Here is a 19,344-nt window from a genome sequence, read left to right on the forward strand (position 1 = left end):
CTTATGAAAATACATTACTTTCAGAGATACCATGAAAAAGAGAACGTGGCAACAGCAAACACCATGCTTTTGCTTTCACGCTTATATTCGTACTCGTCAGATAAGTTTTTCAGGTTTTTAAAGTCAGAATATTTTTCTGATTCCTTCAATCCGGAGATTGTATTCACATTGCAGGAAAAGAGTGTTGATAGTATCCCTGACGCGACAATTACGCAGGAAAGCTTCAAGATTGTTGTAGAAATAAAGATGTCAGATTGGTTCCATGAGGACCAGTTGCTTCGGCATTTAAATTCCTTTACTGATGAAAAGTATAAGGTCATGCTCACTCTGGCACCAGAAACAATGGAAGCCGGAAAGATGAAAGCTTTTGAAGAGAAGCTAAAGGAATATAACGAAAAGCAAAAACATCCGGTAATTCATATCAATACGACTTTTGAGGCTATGGCAAATGCTATAAGCGATGTGTTAGACGATAGAGATTACGATATGCAGGATGTCCTCGCAGATTATCTGAACTATTGTTATTCAGATGGACTGATTCCGGTTTCTGATGCATGGAAATATATGAGGATGCAGCTTGCAGGAACCACGTTTGATTTCAATATCAGTTCAAATGTTTATTATGACAATGCAGAGCGCGGCTTTAGAGCTCATGATACGCTTGGACTTTACAAGAATAAAAGTGTACGAGCAATTGGTAAAGTAATCGCCAGAATTACTGCGGTTGAAACTGAAAACGGCGTTAAATACAATGCAGAATTTGGTGAGTTAACGGATGAAAGAAAATCCATCATTGCTGAAGCTATGGCTGATGGTGATTTGCATGGATATGACCTTAGAACGACTGAACACAGATACTTCTTTGTGGAGAAGTTCTACGAAACTGATTATAAGAAGGTAACGCCAAGAGCACCGATGGGTACTAGAATATTTGATTTGACGCAGGTGCTCGGTACGGAAGATATTCCTGATATAGAGGAACTTGCGCAGCGATTAATGAGTGAGAGCTGGACTTGATTAATGTGAAGTTGAAAGGGGTGTTATAATGGACAAACGTGCTTTTTTGAAAACTGTAATTGAAGTGTTAAAATATGATGACAAATTTAAGAAAATAGAAAAAAGAGAAATCCTGATTAAACTTTTATCGAGGTCTTCAGTTAATTTTTTGCCACAGTGGGGGTTTGTTGGAGCTGGAGTCCCTGATCAGCGCTGGGAGATTGTCGAAGTTAGATGTCCGGTACCACTTTTAAATGAGGCACACGAACTAGAGCCGGATATAGATAAGATAGTCTCATATGTTTATGAAGAGTCTGAAGAACACGCTTTGCAAAAAGTCAATATTCGCCCATTGGTTATTGATACTCCACCAGAGATCGTGGAACATGAGGTGGTATTTGATGAACTTCAAGATACAGTGATTCAAGGTATACGAGATGCAAAATATATGATATGGGTTGCAGTTGCATGGTTCTCTAATGATGCTATTTATAATGAGCTTATTGCAAAGAAAAATAGAGGTGTCAGCATTAGAGTTTTAGTATCAAATGAACCGACAAATAATACTACTGTTCAAAAACTCAAACGCGAAGGTGTAGACGTAAAGGTTGTCAATACATGGGGCGAGAATGGTAGAAATAGAATGCATCATAAGTTCTGCATTGTAGATTTAGATTATGTTATGCATGGCTCCTACAACTGGAGTAAGAATGCAAATTATAATGAGGAAACATTAGCCACAGCACTTGACCGTGAATTTGTATCTAAATTTGCAGATGAATTTATGGAAATTTACAACGAAATTGTATAACGATAGCCTTGAGCTATCGGTGAAAGGTTTGTTGACCAGTTATGAGTAACGGGCAGGCAGGTATGACGTACTTACTGTCGTGTCGTGCCATATTGAAAGTGTCGTACTTTTGAGTCGAGATCTATAGAAAAAGATAGATGAAAATAATTATTTTTATCAAAAAGCATATACAAAAGAGTATATTTCATATATAGTAATACAAGTAGACAATCAATCAGGAGGGTTAATAATGATTGAAATATTAAAAGCAATATTGTTCGGTATTGTAGAAGGTGTGACAGAATGGCTTCCTATCAGCAGTACAGGACATATGATTTTACTTGATGAATTTATTAAATTGGATGTAAGTCCAGAATTTTATAGTTTGTTTCAGGTTGTCATTCAGTTGGGTGCAATTATGGCTGTTGTTATTTTGTTTTGGAATGATTTTTTTCCTTTTGGAAAAAAAGACAATCCATATCCATTAGCTAAAGATGGTTTATTATCTTATGTAAAAGTTGATAAGGTTGTCTTATGGATTAAAATATTAGTAGCCTGTATTCCAGCAGCAGTCGTTGGGGTACTCTTTGATGAACAACTAGAAGCAATGTTCTATAATTATCAGACAGTATCTATAGCATTGATTGTTTTTGGGATTGCGTTTATTGTGATTGAAAATAGAAATGCGCATCAACATAGTCGCATCCATTCATTACGAAATATTACAATTCAGACAGCTTTACTGATTGGTGTATTTCAGCTGATTGCAGCGATTTTCCCTGGAACATCACGTTCAGGTGCAACGATTGTAGGAGCTTTATTATTAGGCGTATCTAGAACCGTTGCAGCTGAGTTTACATTCTTTTTAGCAATTCCAGTTATGTTTGGAGCTTCACTATTAAAGATTGTTAAATTTGGTCTGTCTTTTACAATGCAGGAAGCAACAATTCTTATTATTGGTATGGTTGTCGCCTTTGTTGTTTCTGTATTTGTTATTAAGTTTTTAATGAGTTATATTAAAAAACATGACTTTAAAGTTTTTGGATGGTATCGTATTGTTTTAGGTATCATAGTTCTTGTATATTTTATGTTTTTAGGATAACACGATTTCTGTCGTGTTTTTCTTTGTATGGAGGAAATATGAAGTATCAGTTAGTGTATTCATGTGATGAAGAACTTTATCAGTTTTATTTGCGTCAAAGAACGTATTTTTCATTGGATGTTCAAGAAATAACTTATGATTATATTAATCAGGATATGTTGGGGCCTGAGGGGTTTGATGAAAGAAATCATTTTCACTATAAAATATATGAACATCAAACAATGATTGCTTATATAGATTATATGCTTGGCTATCGTTTTTCTATGAAACATGATCAGTCGTATTTATGGATTGGTTTGTTTCTAGTAGAAGAAAGCTTATGGCATCATCATTATGGTCAAAGAATTATTCAAAGATTATGTCAAAATTATTCTCAATATACGATACAGTTAGCTTGTTTATCTCAAAATAAAAACGGAAAGGCTTTTTGGCAAGCTATGGGCTTTAAAGAAATAGCTCGTTCATATTGGGGTCATGAAGAAGTTATAATATTTGAAAAACAGTCTATGGAGGTATTATGAGTTTTATTGATTTTGAAAAAGAATATATGAATACAAAAAAAGAGAGTCAATATATTCATCGTTATTGCAATATGTTTGCTGTGTTAAGACTTGTCTTTTTTTGCGTGATGATTGTATTGTTATTATTGGGATATTATTGGCAAAACATTGGCTATGTTTTAGCAGGAATTTTCTTTATTGGATTTATAGTCATGGTTATCATTCATAATCGTTATAAAAAACAAGATCTTTATATCCAATCCCTTTTGAAAACATATAAGCGTCATATTGATAGAAAAGAGGGGAAATGGAAAGAATTTGAAGAGAATGGAGAGGCTTTTTTAAGTGATCAGGACTATAAAAGCCTTGATTTGGATGTTTTAGGTCAAAATTCATTATATCAGATGATTTGTGTAGCATTTACCCAACAAGGGAAAAAGCAATTAGCAGATTATCTGATTCAGGATAGCAGCTATGATCAAATGATGGAACGTCAAAAAGCAGTTAAAGAATTGGCAGATATGCCAGAATTTGTTGTTCGATTAGAAACATTAGGTTCAATGATTCCAGAACAAAAAAAGAATGGCATTGAAAAATGGATGGCATATATTCAAAATCAGTCCATTCCAATATTATCACGATTTTTATTTATTATACCTTTGATTATCTGCTGTAGTTTGATTTGTGTCTGTTTTGGATGGGGCACACCATATAGCCAAGCCATATTGGAAGTAGGAGTCGTTTTACAATTGTGTTTTACGTTTTTAAAATATCGTTATCATCAGGAAATGTTTGAACCAATTGCGTACTTATCCACAGGTTTGGAAAGTTATGCACAGAGTTATGCACAAATTGTGAACAACTCATTTTCTTCATCTTATCTAAAATCATTACAATCAAATATAACGCATCAAGAGGATGCTATAAAGGCTATTTTACAACTTTCGCGTATAAGTCAAAAGGTTATCTATCGTCAAAATATTTTTGCTTTTCTATTTTTAAATGGTTTAGGATTATTTGATTATTATATTCAATATCAATATGCCAAGTGGCTCAAGCAATATAGTCATGCTGTTCCAAAATGGTTTGAAAGTTTAGCTCATATAGAAGCATTAATGAGCTTGGCAGTTTTAAAAGTGGATCAGTTTGATGTTGTCTTGCCCGATATTCAGGAACAGAAAGCTTTATCATTCCATGATTTGCGTCATCCTTTAATTGATCCTTATCATGTTGTTGGAAATGATTTTGAAATGCAGGAATCTTTATGTGTGATTACAGGTTCTAACATGTCTGGAAAAACAACATTTATGCGAACTATTGCTTTAAATTTAATTTTAGCATATGCCGGGGGATTTGTTTTTGCTAAAAATATGAGCTGTTTTCCAATGCATATTATGACCTCTATGCGTGTGAAAGATAATGTGGAAGAAGGTATTTCTACTTTTTATGGAGAACTTTTACGTATTAAGGAAATGATTGAATATTCTCATAAGAAACAACCAATGATTTGTTTTATTGATGAGATTTTTAAAGGAACAAACTCTTTGGATCGTATTGCCGGAGCAAAAGCAACGATTGAAAAGTTATCCTTACCTTATGCTTATACCTTTTTAACAACGCATGATTTAGAACTAGGTCAGCTAAAAAAACAGAATTATCATTTTGATGAATACTATGAAGATGAACACATATATTTTGATTATAAAATCAAAAAAGGCATATCAAAATCAAGCAATGGGCAATTCTTATTAAAACAGGTTGGTATTCTTGATTGATAGGGGGTTAATGGAAATGAAAGAAAAAACAATGAAAGATATGTTTAAATTAACTTTTGGCGAAGAGGTTGGAAATGCTGTCAGTCATGGTGTGATGGCTTTACTATGTTTATTATCCTTGCCTTTTGTAGCTGTATATTCATATATTAAAGGTGGAGTTGTTCGTAGTGTAGGTGTTTCTATTTTTGTTATTTGTTTATTTTTAATGTTTTTGATTTCAACAATATATCATAGTATGGCTTATGATTCTAAACAGAAATATGTCTTTAGAAAATTAGATCATATCTGCATCTATTTAGCGATTGCTGGAAGTTATACACCCGTAGCTTTATGTGTCGTTCAAGGCTGGGTAGGTATTTTAATTTTAGTTATTCAATGGTCTGCAGTTTTAGCTGGAATTTTATTGAAAGCTATTGCGAAACGATCTTTTCCCGTTTTATCTACGACTATTTATTTAGTCATGGGATGGATAGCCATTATCTTTATTCCATTTCTTATTCATTCTTCTTTCTGGTTTTTGTTTTTTATTGTTATGGGTGGAATCATGTATTCCGTAGGTGTTTTCTTCTATGCTAAGCATAAAAAATATTTTCATTTTGTCTGGCATTTATTCATTAATTGCGCAAGTATTTTACATTTCATAGCAATTGTTTTTCTCATGTAATAAAAACCCCAGGACAGAGCTTTAGCTTGTCTTTGGGGTTATTTTTCTTCATCTGTTTCATAAAAAGTATCAAGTATTCTTTCGGCAATCATTTTATATTGATTACTTAAAGAACAGATTAATAATAAAATGAAAACAAGTTGGTAAGAGTTATCTAAATCTATGTGTTGATTTTTAATTAAGTTTTGAATAGAAATTGTCACATCATGAGATAACTCTTTTTGTATGTTTAAATAATTATTATAAATGGGTTCAATTTCTTCCATATGATCATGGAAAGGCTGTAAAATCTTTTTGATTTCCTGGATAGAAATAGTATTTTTTAGTGAATAGATAAGTAACATTTGTAAAATATGATTTTTTGTATATTTCTTTCCTTTGATAGGTTTTAATAATCCTTCTTTAGAATAATTATTAATCATCGTTTTGGTTAGAAGCTTATCATCATCATGTCGCTTATTATCAGCAAGATTAATATCAAATAAAGTCATAATTTGATCCATATACAAATCAAGAGAAGGTATATCTTCCGATTTTAAATGACTCATGTTTTCAATCTGATCTAAAATCATATCTAATTTTTCATTGTTCATAAACTCACCTCATAAATAACTATACATGAATTTATACAAAATAACAATATCTCGTTGACAAATGGTTAAAATAAAATATAATAGATGTATAAAGTAGTATTAAATACTACATATAAAGGAGTTGATATTGTGAGAAAGTTGTTTCAGAAAGCTATGGATCCTATTAGCAGTGAAACTCATTTTATAGGTGCCTGTTTATCTTTCATTGGTTTATTGATTATGATTTTTATTGGAATACAGAAAGATACGTCACCGGCTGTTTTATGTGCTGGAATCATTTTTGGCATATCATTGATTGCTTTATATAGTGCCAGTTCAATTTATCATTTTTTTAGTGGCAGTCAAAGAATAAAAACGATTTTAAGAAAATTAGACCATTCAATGATCTATGTATTAATAGTTGGAACTTATACTCCAGTTGTTATTGCATGTATGCCTGCGCCTCATTCATATTATTTTCTTGCTGTTTTGTGGAGTGTTGCTATTATTGGAATTATTTTAAAAATCTATTGGTTAAATGCACCTCGCGTGGTTGCAACAGCTATTTATTTGATTTTAGGATGGTCTATCTTATTTGATTTTCAATCATTTAGAGGTATTCCTTTACCTTGTTTGTTCTTAATTGCCTGTGGTGGTATTGCATATTCTATTGGTGCTTTTATTTATATTTTTAAAAAACCTAATTTAACGAAAGATTTTGGCTTTCATGAACTTTTCCATATATTTGTCATTATGGGTTCAGTATTTCATTATCTGGCAATTGTTATTTTTATTTTATAAAAAGCATATCTATGCTTTTTTTCTTTGCTTTATATGTCATTTTTGCTTATAATAGGAACTGGTGATAAAAGAATGAAAAAATTAAAATTAACATATCAGACTATGATATTATATGTTTTGACCTTTTTGGTCATTGTTATAGGAGATCAGGTGACAAAAATCATTGTTGATCATACATTATCTCTAGGTGGTAGTTATTCCATTATAGATAATTTCTTTTATTTTACATATACACATAATACAGGGGCAGCCTGGGGAATGTTGGCAGGTAAAATAAATCTATTCGTGATTGTATGGATAGTTGCTGCGATTGGAATTGTTTATTATTTTATCAAATCTGAACCCTATCAAAAATTGACACGTTTTGGATTGGTACTTGTTTTTGGGGGATCAATTGGCAATTTAATTGATCGTATTGCCTTTGGATATGTAAGAGATTTTATTGATTTTATTATTTTTGGATATAATTTTCCTATTTTTAATGTTGCTGATATGGCGATTACTATTGGTATGGCGTTAGTCATCTTAGAAATATGTATAGAGGAGTATAAAGCATGGAAACTATCAAAATCACAGTAGATGAAGAACATAAAGGTCAAAGGCTGGATAAATTGTTGTCTGGTTATTTGAAAGATATGTCAAGAACACAGATTCAACAATTAATTCGTCAACAAAATGTGACTGTGAATGATGTCATTGTTAAATCAAGTTATAAAGCCGAAATAGGAGATATTTGTTGTGTATCTATTCCTGAACCAGAAAATATAGATATATTACCAGAGAATATTCCGCTTGATATTGTTTATGAAGATCAGGACGTCATTGTAGTCAACAAACCAAGTGGTATGATTGTTCATCCATCAGCAGGTATTTATTCAGGAACTCTTGTGAATGCTTTATTATATCATTGTCAAGATTTATCAGGTATTAATGGCGTGATGCGACCAGGTATTGTTCATCGTATTGATAAGGAAACAAGTGGTTTATTAATGGTTGCAAAAAATGATTTGGCACATCAAAGTTTAAGTAAGCAATTACAGGAGCATACAGTTACAAGACGTTACTATGCATTGGTTCATGGTTTGATTCCTCATGAGTTTGGACGAATTGAAGCACCTATTGGACGTGATCCTCGTGATCGCCAGAAAATGACTTGTACTGATAAAAATGCCAAAGAAGCAATCACAAATTTTAAAGTGATTGAACGTTTTCGTGATATGAGTTTGGTTGAATGTCGTTTAGAAACTGGACGTACACATCAAATTCGTGTTCATATGCAATATATTGGACATCCTGTATATGGTGATCCACAATATGGACTTAGACGTGATGATACAAGTCATGGTCAATATTTACATGCTAAAATTTTAGGATTTATTCATCCACGAACACATGAAGAATTATATTTTGAAAGTGAGTTACCAGATTTCTTTTTAAATAAACTTTCACAACTAAGAGAAGAAATGGGGGAATAAAAATGTCTAAAGTGATTAGTTGGGATCAGTATTTTATGGGAATTGCAAAATTATCAGCATATCGTTCAAAAGATCCTAATACACAAGTGGGGGCTTGTATTGTGAGTCCTGAAAATAAAATCGTAGGTGTCGGATATAATGGATTGCCTTGGGGATGTGAGGATACGGAATTTCCTTGGAACAGTCGAGAAGGGGATATGTATGATACAAAATATCCATATGTTGTTCATGCTGAGTTGAATGCAATTTTAAATAGTATTCAAAATCTCAAGGGATGTCGTATCTATGTATCATTATTTCCTTGTCATGAATGTGTGAAAGCTATTATTCAAAGTGGTATTCAAAAGATTATTTACGAAGATGATAAATATAATGATACACCTAGTGATCGTGCTGCAAAGCGTATGCTGGATGCTGCAGGTGTTGCCTATCAAAAAATGCAACGCTTCGATATAGAGATTAAAGATTAATAAAAAAGCTGAGTTATATTGTTTTTAATCATTCCAATATAGCTCAGTTTTTATATTTTATAAACTTATTCAAAATTGGTTTTATAAAATATCAAAAGGTAATAATAAAAAAGAATGGTTCATTTCCATTCTTACTGTTCTTTCAATAATGCCTTAACACGTTTTGTGTTTGTAAAATTGAGTTTGACAACTTTTGTTAAAATATTTTCGCCATATTTAGCAGCAATCTTTGCAGCAACAACATCAACTTGAGAACTTGATCCACGGATTAAATTCATTTTTAAACTTTTTGTCATATTTGCAAAATACTGTAAATATGCATATCTTGATAAAATTTCCGCAGCTAATACAGCCATGTATTTTTGTTCGGCATCTGAAACAAACATTAAATCTTTTACAACAATAACTTCATTTTTCAGATAATTAAAATATGTTTTTGGAGAAACAAATTGATTGATCACTTTTACCTTTACATTTTGTTTGACTTTCTGCATAACATTCACAGTTGCCTGATTGTAGAGTTTTGATTTAATATTAGCTTGATTAAAACCATCACTTACCATTTTATTATAATGTGAGTTATCTAAAATTAATAAACTATAAATAAGCTTGTCTTTAATGAGCTTTGCACATTGAATAATTTCACGATTACTTAAAGTTGTTATATCATCAATTTTGAGCTCTTTTAATAACTCAATATCTTTTTCCTGTACATAACATGATACAACACAAATTGGACCTAAATAATCAGTAGAACCTGTTTCAGCACATCCAATATGATGATACGGAAAAATATCTTCAATGTTCGTTGTCATATTAGCTAATTGTTTCGCTATTTTCTTAGACCAATGTTTGGCTTCCTGAAAAGCATTAGCACCCGAAAACTCAACTGTATGATTATCTTTAGCGATAATATCGCAACCAATAGCATGTGCTTTAAATATAAGGTTTGTGTCATCAACTGGAACCATTTGACTATCATAATATTTTTTCATTTTCTCCAATGTAATTTGTTCAACTTTTAAAATAATTGGTTCCACGTTAATCACCTCATTATTATTTTAACATAATTTTGTTAATTTTGACAGAACATTTTTCAAATGTTATAATATCGGCGTTTATAAGGAGGGTTTTTCTTGGATTTTTTTTCAATAGACATCATTTGTGTCATATTTTTAGTGATAACTGCGATTATTGGGTATAAAAAAGGATTCATTATTCAGCTTTATGATATTATATCTTTTTTATTCGTTTTATTGTTAGTCTATTTTTTAAGTGATCCATTATCATCAATATGGACAATTTATCAATATGACAGCCATGATTTTATTGCTTCACTAATAGGTTCTACAATTAATCGTATAGTCGTTGGTTTCATCCTATTTATTGTTTTCATGATCATAAAAAAAATCATAGGAGTTTTGGTAAAACCACTATTAAAAGGTATTATGCATACTTTTTCTTTAACAGCTTTTGCAGATCGTTTATTAGGTCTATGTTGTCATGTGGTTGAAGGAATATTGATTATTTATATCTGTCTGGTTTTTCTTTTCATTCCATTTGTAGCTAATGGAAAAGAAATGATTCAAAATTCCTATATCGCAAATGCCATTGTCGATATGATTCCCGATGTCACTCAAACCGTTATGAATATGAGTGATCTTATGCAAGATAATAATAGTCTGGATACTTATTCAAAAGAATTTATCGCTGAATTTACATTGAATGCCATGAATGCTCATTTTATCAATGAACAAGATGCACTTCAATTATTTGAAGATTATGTATTTCATCAAAATCAGACCATTCAGTTGAATCCTTCACAAATTCAGCAGTTAACACAATTATTAGAAGATTCAAACTATTCAACACAACAGATTCAAGACGTTCTATCTCAAATAAAGGGGTGATAAAATGAAAAATATATATGAAACATTAGAAATGAACATCATTCAGGATAAAATCATGCGTTTTTGTGCTTCATCATTAGGGAAACAAGAAGTTCAAAAATTACAGATATTTGATGATGAAGATGATGTTAATGAGGCATTAGATAAAGTTGATGAAGCCATGAAATTTATTGATCGACAAGGAAGATTACCATTAGGTGGACTTAGTGATATTTCTTTGAGTTTAAAAAAAGCTAATAGAGATGGTCAATTAACAGGTGAAGAATTGTTACATGTCCAAACTCATCTGGAATGTGTTGTTAATGTCCAAAATTATTTTGATAATAGCGAAATAACAGCTCATTTTTTAAATGAACTTAACACTGGTTTAGTAGCTCAACCCCGTTTATTAGAAGAAATAAGAAAATGTATAACTCCAGATGGTCAAGTCGATGATCATGCCAGTCCTAAGCTTTTTCATATTCGTCAACAGATAAGGAATACTCAGTCACAAATCCGTACAAGAATGGAACATCTTGTGAAGGAAAGTCAGGATTATTTATCTATTGATCAAATGACATCAAGAAATAATCGGCTGGTATTGCCAGTTCAGTCGCATCATAAAAATCAGATTCAAGGACTTATTCATGCTCAAAGTGCGACCGGGCAAACTGTTTATATTGAACCAGCAGAAGTTGTAAGTATGAACAATCAGATCAGTTTATACGAGGCTCAAGAAAAGGAAGAAGTGGAACGTATTCTTTTTCATCTTTCTCAACTTATTAAAAATCATTATTATCACTTTCATTTTAACTTAGAGATTCTTACTGAATTAGATTTTATTTTTGCTAAAGCACAGTTTGGTGTGCTTTATCATTGTTGTCGACCAACGATCCAAAAAGATGGCAATGTTTTGTCTTTTTTAGAAGCACGTCATCCATGTATTGATCAAGAAAAAGTGATTGCGAATGACATTATATTAAAACAGCATCGTATTTTATTAATTACTGGAAGTAATACTGGTGGAAAAACAGTGACATTAAAAACAGCAGGTTTATTATCGTTTATGGCGTTATGTGGACTACCAGTCCCAGCTCGTGAAGCTGTTATTCCTTTATTTGATCAGATATATGTCGATTTGGGGGATGAACAGTCTATTGAGCAGTCACTTTCAACATTTTCTAGTCATATGATGAAAATTATAGATATTTTACATCATGCAACTGCATCAAGTTTAGTTATATTAGATGAAATTGGATCTGGAACTGATCCTCAAGAAGGAGAAAGTCTGGCTGAAGCTATTTTATCACGTTTTGTAGATATGAAATCTTTTGTTTTAGCCACTACCCATTATGGTCGACTCAAAACATTTGCAAAAGAGCATCCAGAGATATTGATGGCGGCCGTTGCTTTTGATGTAGAGTCAATGAAACCAACATATCATTTGAAATTGGACAGTGTTGGACAATCATATGCTATTGAAATTGCAGAACTTTTAGGTTTAGACAAAAACATTGTTCAAAATGCACGAAATATTAAAAATGAATCCATGTCTGAACATGAAAGATTAATGGAAACACTGCAAATGAAAGAGGATATTTTAGAACAAAAGGAAAAACAACTTATTGAATCTCAAGAAGAAGTTCAAATCTTACAAAACAAATATGAAAAACAGTTACGTCAGATAGAAAATCAAAAAGATCAAATGATTCAAAAAGCTAAAGATGAGGCTAATGCAATTATCGATAAAGCCAAAACAGAAGTTCAGGATATGATGAATATTATGAAACAGTCGACATTAAAACCTCATGAAATGAATCAAATACGTCATGATTTAGATCAAATGAAATATGTTAATCAGGAGGTTGTTCATAAACAGGATCATCAATTGCATATTGGAGATCATGTTCGTGTGTTGAAGATGAACAGAGAAGGGGATATTGTGGAAGTTTTAAAGAATCATATGGTTATGGTTTCTATATCTGGACTCAATGTTAAATTACATGAAGATGAAGTGCTTTATTTACATCCTCAAACAAAAGTGAAAAAAGTTGAAAAAGCAAAAATAAAGAAATCAACCGTTTCTAAAACAGGAAATTATGAAATTAATATTATTGGAAAAAGATATGAAGAGGCAATGGCATTGGTTGATAAATTCTTGGATGATGCTTTGGTGATGGGATATCCGCATGTCCGTATTGTACATGGAATGGGAACTGGCGCACTTCGAAAAGGAGTAAGGAAAATTTTAGATAAGAACAAACACGTTGTATCATATCGAGATGGTGGACCTAATGAAGGTGGATTAGGGGCTACACTGGTATATTTTGAATAATGAATGATCTTATTAGAAATAAGCTCTCTTTATTACCTGCATCACCAGGATGTTATTTAATGAAAAATAAAGAGGGAACTGTGATTTATGTTGGTAAAGCTAAAAAATTAAAAAATCGTGTTCATTCTTATTTTGTTGGTGTTCATAATTATAAAACGACAAAACTGGTAAGTGAAATTGAGGATTTTGATTATATTGTAACTGATAGTGAAAAAGAAGCACTGCTTTTAGAAATTAATCTGATTAAAGATTATACCCCTCAATATAATATAATGTTTATGGATAATACCTATTATCCATATATTCAAATGACAAATGAAACACATCCTCGCTTACGTATTGTTAGAAATGCCAAAGAAAAAAAAGCCAAACATTTTGGTCCATTTCCAGATGCTACTGCAGCTAGAGAAACTTTTAAATTATTAAATCGTTTATATCCTCTTAGAAAATGTAATCATATTCCTAAAAAACCTTGTCTTTATTATTCATTGGGACAATGTCTGGCGCCATGTATTCAAGATGTTGATGAGAATATATATGTTGATATTAAAAAATCTATTACTAAACTTCTTAATGGGGATATCAAAGAAAAAGTTAATGAGTTAACTGAAAAAATGATGAAGGCTAGTGAGGAATTGAATTTTGAGCAAGCTAAAGAATATCGTGATTTAATTTCACATATTCGTTATGTGACAGCTAAACAGCATGTTCAATTTAATGATCAGATTGATCGTGATATTTTAGGATATTATGTTGATCATGGTTATTTAAGCATCCAGTTATTTTTTATGCGTCACGGTAAGCTGTTATCACGTGATTTGAATTTAATACCTATTGAAGATCATGTTCAAGAGAGTTTACAGCAATTTATGGTTTCGTTTTATCAAAATAATACCTTACCAAAGGAAATTCTTGTTCCTATGGATATGGATATAGATTTGCTTTCACAAATTATTGAATGTAAAATTCTAAAACCTCAAAAAGGTAATAAGGCTTCTCTTGTTCAAATGGCGATTGAAAATGCTAAAGAATCATTAGAAAAGAAATTCCAATTAATGGAAAAAAATGAAGCAGCGACTTTAGGCGCTATCCAACAGTTAGGTGAACTTTTGCATATGAAAACACCTCATATTATTGAATTGTTTGATAATTCTAATATTCAGGGTGCTTATGCAGTTGCTGGAATGGTTTGTTTTAAAGATGGCATTCCTTCTAAAAAGGATTATCGTAAATTTAAAATCAAAACTGTTGATGGACCAGATGATTATGGAAGTATGCGAGAAGTGATTTATCGTAGATATTACCGTGTCTTGATGGAAAATCTGACACCTCCTGATATGATTATTGTAGATGGTGGATTAGGACAAATTCATGCAGCTAAAGAAGTTATTGATTCATTAGCAATGAATATACCTGTTTATGGGTTGGCTAAAGACGATAAACATTCAACAGCTATGTTGTTGGACCAGGATGGGCAGCCAATACCTATTCATCCAAAAAGTGAACTTTTCTTTTTATTGACACGTATGCAAGATGAAGTTCACCGTTATGCTATTAGTTTTCATAAAAATGTACGTTCTAAATCTTTATTTGCTTCTACGTTAGATGATATTGAAGGAATCGGACCAAAACGTAAGCAACAATTGTTGCATCATTTTAAAAGTGTAAAACGAATGAGAGAAGCAACTATAGAAGAACTTCAGGAAGTTTTACCTGAAAAAGTTGCGAAAGAACTTTTTCAATCTTTGCATACAAATGAGCACAGCTCATAACCTTTACTCATATATTAATGTGGGAGGGTTGTGATGCATTCCTTATTGACAAAGCGTGAAAAAGAGATATTTACACTCTTGATACAATCTTATACAACAAAAGAAATTGCAAAACAATTATATATTAGTGAAAAGACAGTTCGTAATCATATTTCCAATGTGATTCAAAAACTAGGTGTTGAGTCTCGTATCCAGGCTGTCTTGGAACTTATTAAAATGAAAGAAATTGATCTTTAGAAATCAATTTCTTTTCTTTAAAAATATAACAATATGTATTATAATAGTCGAGAAAGGGTGATGACATGAAATTAAAAACATGGCACTTATTTCTTGTAATCATTATTTTGTTTGGTTGTTCTTTTTATGTTGTTAATCTTCATTTTGATAAATTTTATAGACTTAATGGCATTAATAATGATAATCGTGTCTTAATTGAAAAATATTTAAGTGATGACGAGCAGGAATATTTAATAGATAATCAGATTTCAATTGATCTATTTATTGACTACATAGAATATGATGATTTTCAATTAGTCAATTATCAATATTATAACCTTTTAAAAGAAACTCATCGTTATTCAACAATAACAGATATTCTAGAAACTGGAAATTCTTTAGCTACACGATTAGATTATCTTTATCGTCAACAAGCTTTTGATCAGGCCAAAGTATTAGTACATAATGTTTTGGAAGAAGCTTTTTTAAATACTGACAATTTTAATTTTGACTATATTGATATCTACACATCAATGAAATCATTATATCAGGAAAATGATTATTCATTTGTACAGGATAGCGAGAAATATATCCTCATTTTACAGGAAATGGGCTATGATGATTTAAATCAGATTAGTCAGATTATGGAAATGTTAACACGTGCTTATAATCAGCAGACTTTAGCTGATTTAATGACGACAACATTACCAGCAGGAGTACAAATGGTTTTTGCACCTTATGAATTAGATACCTTAGTGAATCAACAAAACTATATTGGAAAATATGAGCCACGTGAATTACTTCTCGTACAGGATATACCAAGGGTAAGTTATACAATGTATTTACAAAAGGATGCATATAATGCTTTATTAAAACTTTATACAGATTTAAGCAAAGAATACAAAGGCTTTTTATTGCGCAGTGCTTATCAGTCACCACAGACATTAGATGAAAAAGAAGTGGGTTATAATGAAATGCAGCTAGGTTTAACAATTGAAGTCACACAATCTGAATTGGCTTATCAGGAATTTGAAAATACTGAGATGTCAAAATGGCTTGAAGAACATGCTTATGAATATGGTTTTATTTTAAGATATCCACAGCGCAAGGCTTCTATTACAAATCATGCCTATGATGCTCATATTTATCGATATGTTGGTAAATCTTTAGCTAAATCTTTGCATGATTCAAATTTAACATTAGAAGAATATCAATTACAAAACAAGGGAGAATAATTATGAATAATCCAATTGGAATCTTTGATTCTGGAGTAGGAGGACTTACAGTTTTAGACTATATGCGTCAACAGTTTCCGCATGAAAATATGATTTATATTGGTGATAATGCACATTGTCCTTATGGTGATAAAACGAAAAGTCAACTTTTAGAATATACACGTCAAATATGTGATTATTTTGCAAAGCAACATGTTAAAATGATTGTTTTGGCTTGTAATACAACAAGTGCAAATGTCTTGGATGAATTACAGAAGTTATATCCACATATTCCCATCGTAGGTGTCATTCATTCAACAGTACATGAGTTTTTAGCACGTCATCATCAAAGAGTCTTGGTGATTGCGACATCAGCAACAATTCAATCTCATAAGTATCGACAAATGCTTTTACAATACAATCCTGAATTAACTGTTTATGAATTGGCGACACCACGCTTAGTTCCAGTCATTGAGTCTGGGGAATACAAATATGGAATACAAGAACTTTTAGGAGAATATTTGTTACCATATCAAAATAAAATAGATGCTTTAATTTTGGGGTGTACACATTATCCTATTCTATTAAAACAGTTTCAAGACGTGATCGAAGATATTGATTATATTTCTAGCAGTGCATCTATCTGTCAGGAAGTGGCTTCATATCTTAAAAACCATCATCTAGAAAATACGTCTTCATTACCTCAGACAATTACCATTTATACAACGGGAGATACACAAACTTTTGTAGAATCTTCACAAGGATTTTTTGATTATCAGGATTTATCTGTTTCACATCTTCATTTATAAAATTTTTAGATGTTATTTTAAACATGGCAGGGAAGTAACAAATAACGTTACTTCCTTTATTGTATAACATGGAATTGAAGACTAAGTAAAAAATACAGCAATATATTCTGTTGTTTATGTTTTTTATAAATTCTATTTGAGATTTTGATAATGAAATATACATAATAGTCTTGATTGAAAGTCAAAGATCATATTTTTTATAGAAATATGATTCATTGGAATCTTTTTTTTATATTTTCATATATTGTTTTGAGGTGGGAACATGAAAAAGAAGATTATCATTGTGTCTGTTTCAATTATTTGTTTAGCTATTGGTTCTTTTATATATTTACAGATGGATGATTCAAAACAGGTCAGTGAAACATATTTACAAACTCTCATATATCAGGATGCTAATCATGATCTTGTTCCTGTAAGCTTAAATGTGCATAATCAAATGGAATTAGAAACTGATATTAGAAATAAAATTGATTTAATGCAATCGTCTCAATTGCAGGCATATGGATTATATCCTGTTATTGATTCACAATTAGAAGTTCAATCAGTAGAACTTCAAGATCATATGTTAACAGTGAGTTTTAATGATTGTTTATATTCTAATCAAGATGCTTTAAATATTATTGAAGCTTTGACTTATGTACTCACTGATTATGATGATGTTAATCAACTTAAAATACAAATAGATGGAAAAGATGTAACATATTTGCCCAATAGCACTGTTCCATTAAATCATCTAACACATGATTTAGGGTTGAATAATTTTGAAGAAGCATCAACTTTCTTACATCAAAGTGTACCTGTGATGGTTTATCAGGAAAAGACAATAGCTGATTATCTTTATTATGTTCCAACAACATTACGTATTAGTGAGTTTGATAGTTTAGAAGAACAAGTTCAAACTATTTTAAGTCATATCAATAGTAAAATTCATTTATTAAATGCATCACTCGATAATCAGGTTTTAACACTGGAATTAGATTCAAATCTTTTATTAGACAATGAAAGAATAGATAAGACTTTAGAAGAACTTATCATTTTATCTTTAACATCTTTAGATAACGTCAAGGATGTAGACATTCTCATTAATGGAGAAAGTGTTAGAAATCAGGAAACTTCACAAATTCATTATAATTATATTAAAATTTAGATTTTTTTGGTATAATAGTGTCTAGGTGATGTAAATGAAAAAAATTGTAATTATGTCTGATAACCACGGCGATCAGTCTATGATTGATTATGTAAAAGAACATGAACAAGATGGGGACTATTATATTCATTGTGGAGATAGCGAGGCTTATGATTTAAGAGTATTAGAAGGTTTTATCTGTGTCAAAGGAAATAATGACTGGTCTTTAGATTTACCTAAAGAGGCACGTCTTGTTGTAGAAGGTGTATCTATTTTCATTACTCATGGTCAGTATTTTGGCTATTTTAATAGAGAATTAGCTATGAATGATATACTGACAAGGAATCATTGTCAGGTTTTAATATCAGGTCATACGCACATGCCAATGTTTCAAAAAGATGGATCGTTCTATTATATTAATCCTGGATCTACAACCTTACCACGTGGAGGGAGTGCCAGAAGCTATGCTGTATTATTCATTGATAATGGGAAACTGGATTTTAGACTGAAAGAGATACAAAAATAAAAATGTATCTTTTTTTATAAAAAAGTAAAAAAAGTCTTGCATGTTATAATATGTTATGCTAATATATATGAGCAGTCGAAAAACAGATGTCTACGTAGCTCAGCTGGATAGAGCACACGCCTTCTAAGCGTGCGGTCGCGGGTTCGAATCCCTCCGTGGACGCCATTTAAAAACTACCCTGATTTATCAGGGTCAATGGAGTCAACTTAGTAAGTTGGCTCTTTTTTATTTTTTTGGAAATAAAAGAGTGTCTTTTTTACTTGTAGTTAAGTATAATTATCTATTTATTATCTTATTTCCTTTACTTTTGTT

At 31.3% G+C, this 19,344-nt stretch carries 20 protein-coding genes and 1 tRNA gene; 19 read left to right on the top strand and 2 right to left on the bottom strand.

The window, feature by feature from the left end; all coding sequences use genetic code 11:
- Positions 1 to 3: 3 nt before the first annotated feature.
- The 6 genes from B5E87_RS11000 (at position 4) to trhA (B5E87_RS11025) (ending at position 5,827) form a co-directional block, all read left to right on the top strand.
- Complete coding sequence (locus tag B5E87_RS11000) at positions 4 to 1,017, top strand: hypothetical protein (RefSeq protein WP_087244956.1); 1,014 nt, start codon at positions 4 to 6, stop codon at positions 1,015 to 1,017.
- A 28-nt stretch (positions 1,018 to 1,045) separates the two neighbouring features.
- The gene (locus B5E87_RS11005) at positions 1,046 to 1,807 is read left to right on the top strand and encodes a phospholipase D-like domain-containing protein (protein ID WP_087244957.1); all 762 of its coding nucleotides are present in this window, start codon (positions 1,046 to 1,048) and stop codon (positions 1,805 to 1,807) included.
- Positions 1,808 to 2,036: 229 nt separating this feature from the next.
- Positions 2,037 to 2,888, top strand: a complete 852-nt coding sequence (locus B5E87_RS11010; protein ID WP_087244958.1) for an undecaprenyl-diphosphate phosphatase — start codon at positions 2,037 to 2,039, stop codon at positions 2,886 to 2,888.
- Positions 2,889 to 2,926: 38 nt separating this feature from the next.
- Positions 2,927 to 3,409: a GNAT family N-acetyltransferase gene (locus B5E87_RS11015; RefSeq protein ID WP_087244959.1), complete on the top strand. Its 483-nt coding sequence runs from the start codon at positions 2,927 to 2,929 to the stop codon at positions 3,407 to 3,409.
- Positions 3,406 to 5,163 (top strand): MutS-related protein, encoded by a 1,758-nt coding sequence (locus tag B5E87_RS11020; protein WP_087244960.1) that lies wholly within the window; start codon positions 3,406 to 3,408, stop codon positions 5,161 to 5,163. The genes B5E87_RS11015 and B5E87_RS11020 overlap by 4 nt, the downstream gene beginning before the upstream one ends.
- Before the next feature lie 16 nt (positions 5,164 to 5,179).
- Positions 5,180 to 5,827, top strand: a complete 648-nt coding sequence (gene trhA, locus B5E87_RS11025) for a PAQR family membrane homeostasis protein TrhA (protein WP_087244977.1) — start codon at positions 5,180 to 5,182, stop codon at positions 5,825 to 5,827.
- A 38-nt stretch (positions 5,828 to 5,865) separates the two neighbouring features.
- Here the strand turns inward: trhA (B5E87_RS11025) and B5E87_RS11030 are convergent, their stop codons facing one another.
- Positions 5,866 to 6,420: a DUF1836 domain-containing protein gene (locus tag B5E87_RS11030; RefSeq protein WP_087244961.1), complete on the bottom strand. Its 555-nt coding sequence runs from the start codon at positions 6,418 to 6,420 to the stop codon at positions 5,866 to 5,868.
- 129 nt (positions 6,421 to 6,549) lie between these two features.
- On the opposite strand from B5E87_RS11030, the gene trhA (B5E87_RS11035) reads away from it, so the two are divergent.
- The 4 genes from trhA (B5E87_RS11035) to B5E87_RS11050 all read left to right on the top strand — a co-directional run bounded on the left by trhA (B5E87_RS11035) (position 6,550) and on the right by B5E87_RS11050 (position 9,145).
- Positions 6,550 to 7,200, top strand: a complete 651-nt coding sequence (trhA, locus tag B5E87_RS11035) for a PAQR family membrane homeostasis protein TrhA (protein ID WP_087244962.1) — start codon at positions 6,550 to 6,552, stop codon at positions 7,198 to 7,200.
- Positions 7,201 to 7,272: 72 nt separating this feature from the next.
- Positions 7,273 to 7,779, top strand: a complete 507-nt coding sequence (lspA, locus tag B5E87_RS11040; RefSeq protein WP_087244963.1) for a signal peptidase II — start codon at positions 7,273 to 7,275, stop codon at positions 7,777 to 7,779.
- On the top strand, positions 7,755 to 8,675 hold the full coding sequence (locus B5E87_RS11045; RefSeq protein WP_087244964.1) for an RluA family pseudouridine synthase: 921 nt from the start codon (positions 7,755 to 7,757) through the stop codon (positions 8,673 to 8,675). The genes lspA and B5E87_RS11045 overlap by 25 nt, the downstream gene beginning before the upstream one ends.
- Positions 8,676 to 8,677: 2 nt before the next feature.
- The gene (locus tag B5E87_RS11050) at positions 8,678 to 9,145 is read left to right on the top strand and encodes a deoxycytidylate deaminase (protein ID WP_087244965.1); all 468 of its coding nucleotides are present in this window, start codon (positions 8,678 to 8,680) and stop codon (positions 9,143 to 9,145) included.
- Between the two features lie 131 nt (positions 9,146 to 9,276).
- Here the strand turns inward: B5E87_RS11050 and rnhC are convergent, their stop codons facing one another.
- The gene (rnhC, locus tag B5E87_RS11055; protein ID WP_087244966.1) at positions 9,277 to 10,185 is read right to left on the bottom strand and encodes a ribonuclease HIII; all 909 of its coding nucleotides are present in this window, start codon (positions 10,183 to 10,185) and stop codon (positions 9,277 to 9,279) included.
- A gap of 96 nt (positions 10,186 to 10,281) precedes the next feature.
- On the opposite strand from rnhC, the gene B5E87_RS11060 reads away from it, so the two are divergent.
- From B5E87_RS11060 to B5E87_RS11100, 9 genes are all read left to right on the top strand, one after another.
- A complete protein-coding gene (locus tag B5E87_RS11060; protein WP_087244967.1) occupies positions 10,282 to 11,055 on the top strand; it encodes a CvpA family protein in 774 nt (257 codons plus the stop codon).
- 4 nt (positions 11,056 to 11,059) lie between these two features.
- Positions 11,060 to 13,369 (top strand): endonuclease MutS2, encoded by a 2,310-nt coding sequence (locus tag B5E87_RS11065; RefSeq protein ID WP_087244968.1) that lies wholly within the window; start codon positions 11,060 to 11,062, stop codon positions 13,367 to 13,369.
- Positions 13,369 to 15,141 carry an excinuclease ABC subunit UvrC gene (uvrC, locus tag B5E87_RS11070; RefSeq protein ID WP_087244969.1) on the top strand — a complete coding sequence of 591 codons (1,773 nt, stop codon included), beginning with the start codon at positions 13,369 to 13,371 and terminating at the stop codon, positions 15,139 to 15,141. Before B5E87_RS11065 ends, uvrC begins: the two co-directional genes overlap by 1 nt.
- Before the next feature lie 33 nt (positions 15,142 to 15,174).
- Positions 15,175 to 15,378, top strand: a complete 204-nt coding sequence (locus B5E87_RS11075; RefSeq protein WP_087244970.1) for a helix-turn-helix domain-containing protein — start codon at positions 15,175 to 15,177, stop codon at positions 15,376 to 15,378.
- 65 nt (positions 15,379 to 15,443) lie between these two features.
- On the top strand, positions 15,444 to 16,592 hold the full coding sequence (locus tag B5E87_RS11080) for a M15 family metallopeptidase (RefSeq protein ID WP_087244971.1): 1,149 nt from the start codon (positions 15,444 to 15,446) through the stop codon (positions 16,590 to 16,592).
- A 2-nt stretch (positions 16,593 to 16,594) separates the two neighbouring features.
- Complete coding sequence (gene murI, locus B5E87_RS11085; protein ID WP_087244972.1) at positions 16,595 to 17,380, top strand: glutamate racemase; 786 nt, start codon at positions 16,595 to 16,597, stop codon at positions 17,378 to 17,380.
- A gap of 262 nt (positions 17,381 to 17,642) precedes the next feature.
- Positions 17,643 to 18,527 (top strand): GerMN domain-containing protein, encoded by an 885-nt coding sequence (locus tag B5E87_RS11090; protein ID WP_087244973.1) that lies wholly within the window; start codon positions 17,643 to 17,645, stop codon positions 18,525 to 18,527.
- A 34-nt stretch (positions 18,528 to 18,561) separates the two neighbouring features.
- Complete coding sequence (locus tag B5E87_RS11095) at positions 18,562 to 19,032, top strand: metallophosphoesterase family protein (protein WP_087244974.1); 471 nt, start codon at positions 18,562 to 18,564, stop codon at positions 19,030 to 19,032.
- 88 nt (positions 19,033 to 19,120) lie between these two features.
- Positions 19,121 to 19,197, top strand: a tRNA-Arg gene (locus B5E87_RS11100).
- Positions 19,198 to 19,344 lie beyond the last annotated feature (147 nt).

Origin of the sequence: Massilimicrobiota sp. An142, assembly GCF_002160725.1 — a bacterium.
Lineage (GTDB): Bacteria > Bacillota_I > Bacilli_A > Erysipelotrichales > Coprobacillaceae > Allocoprobacillus > Allocoprobacillus merdigallinarum.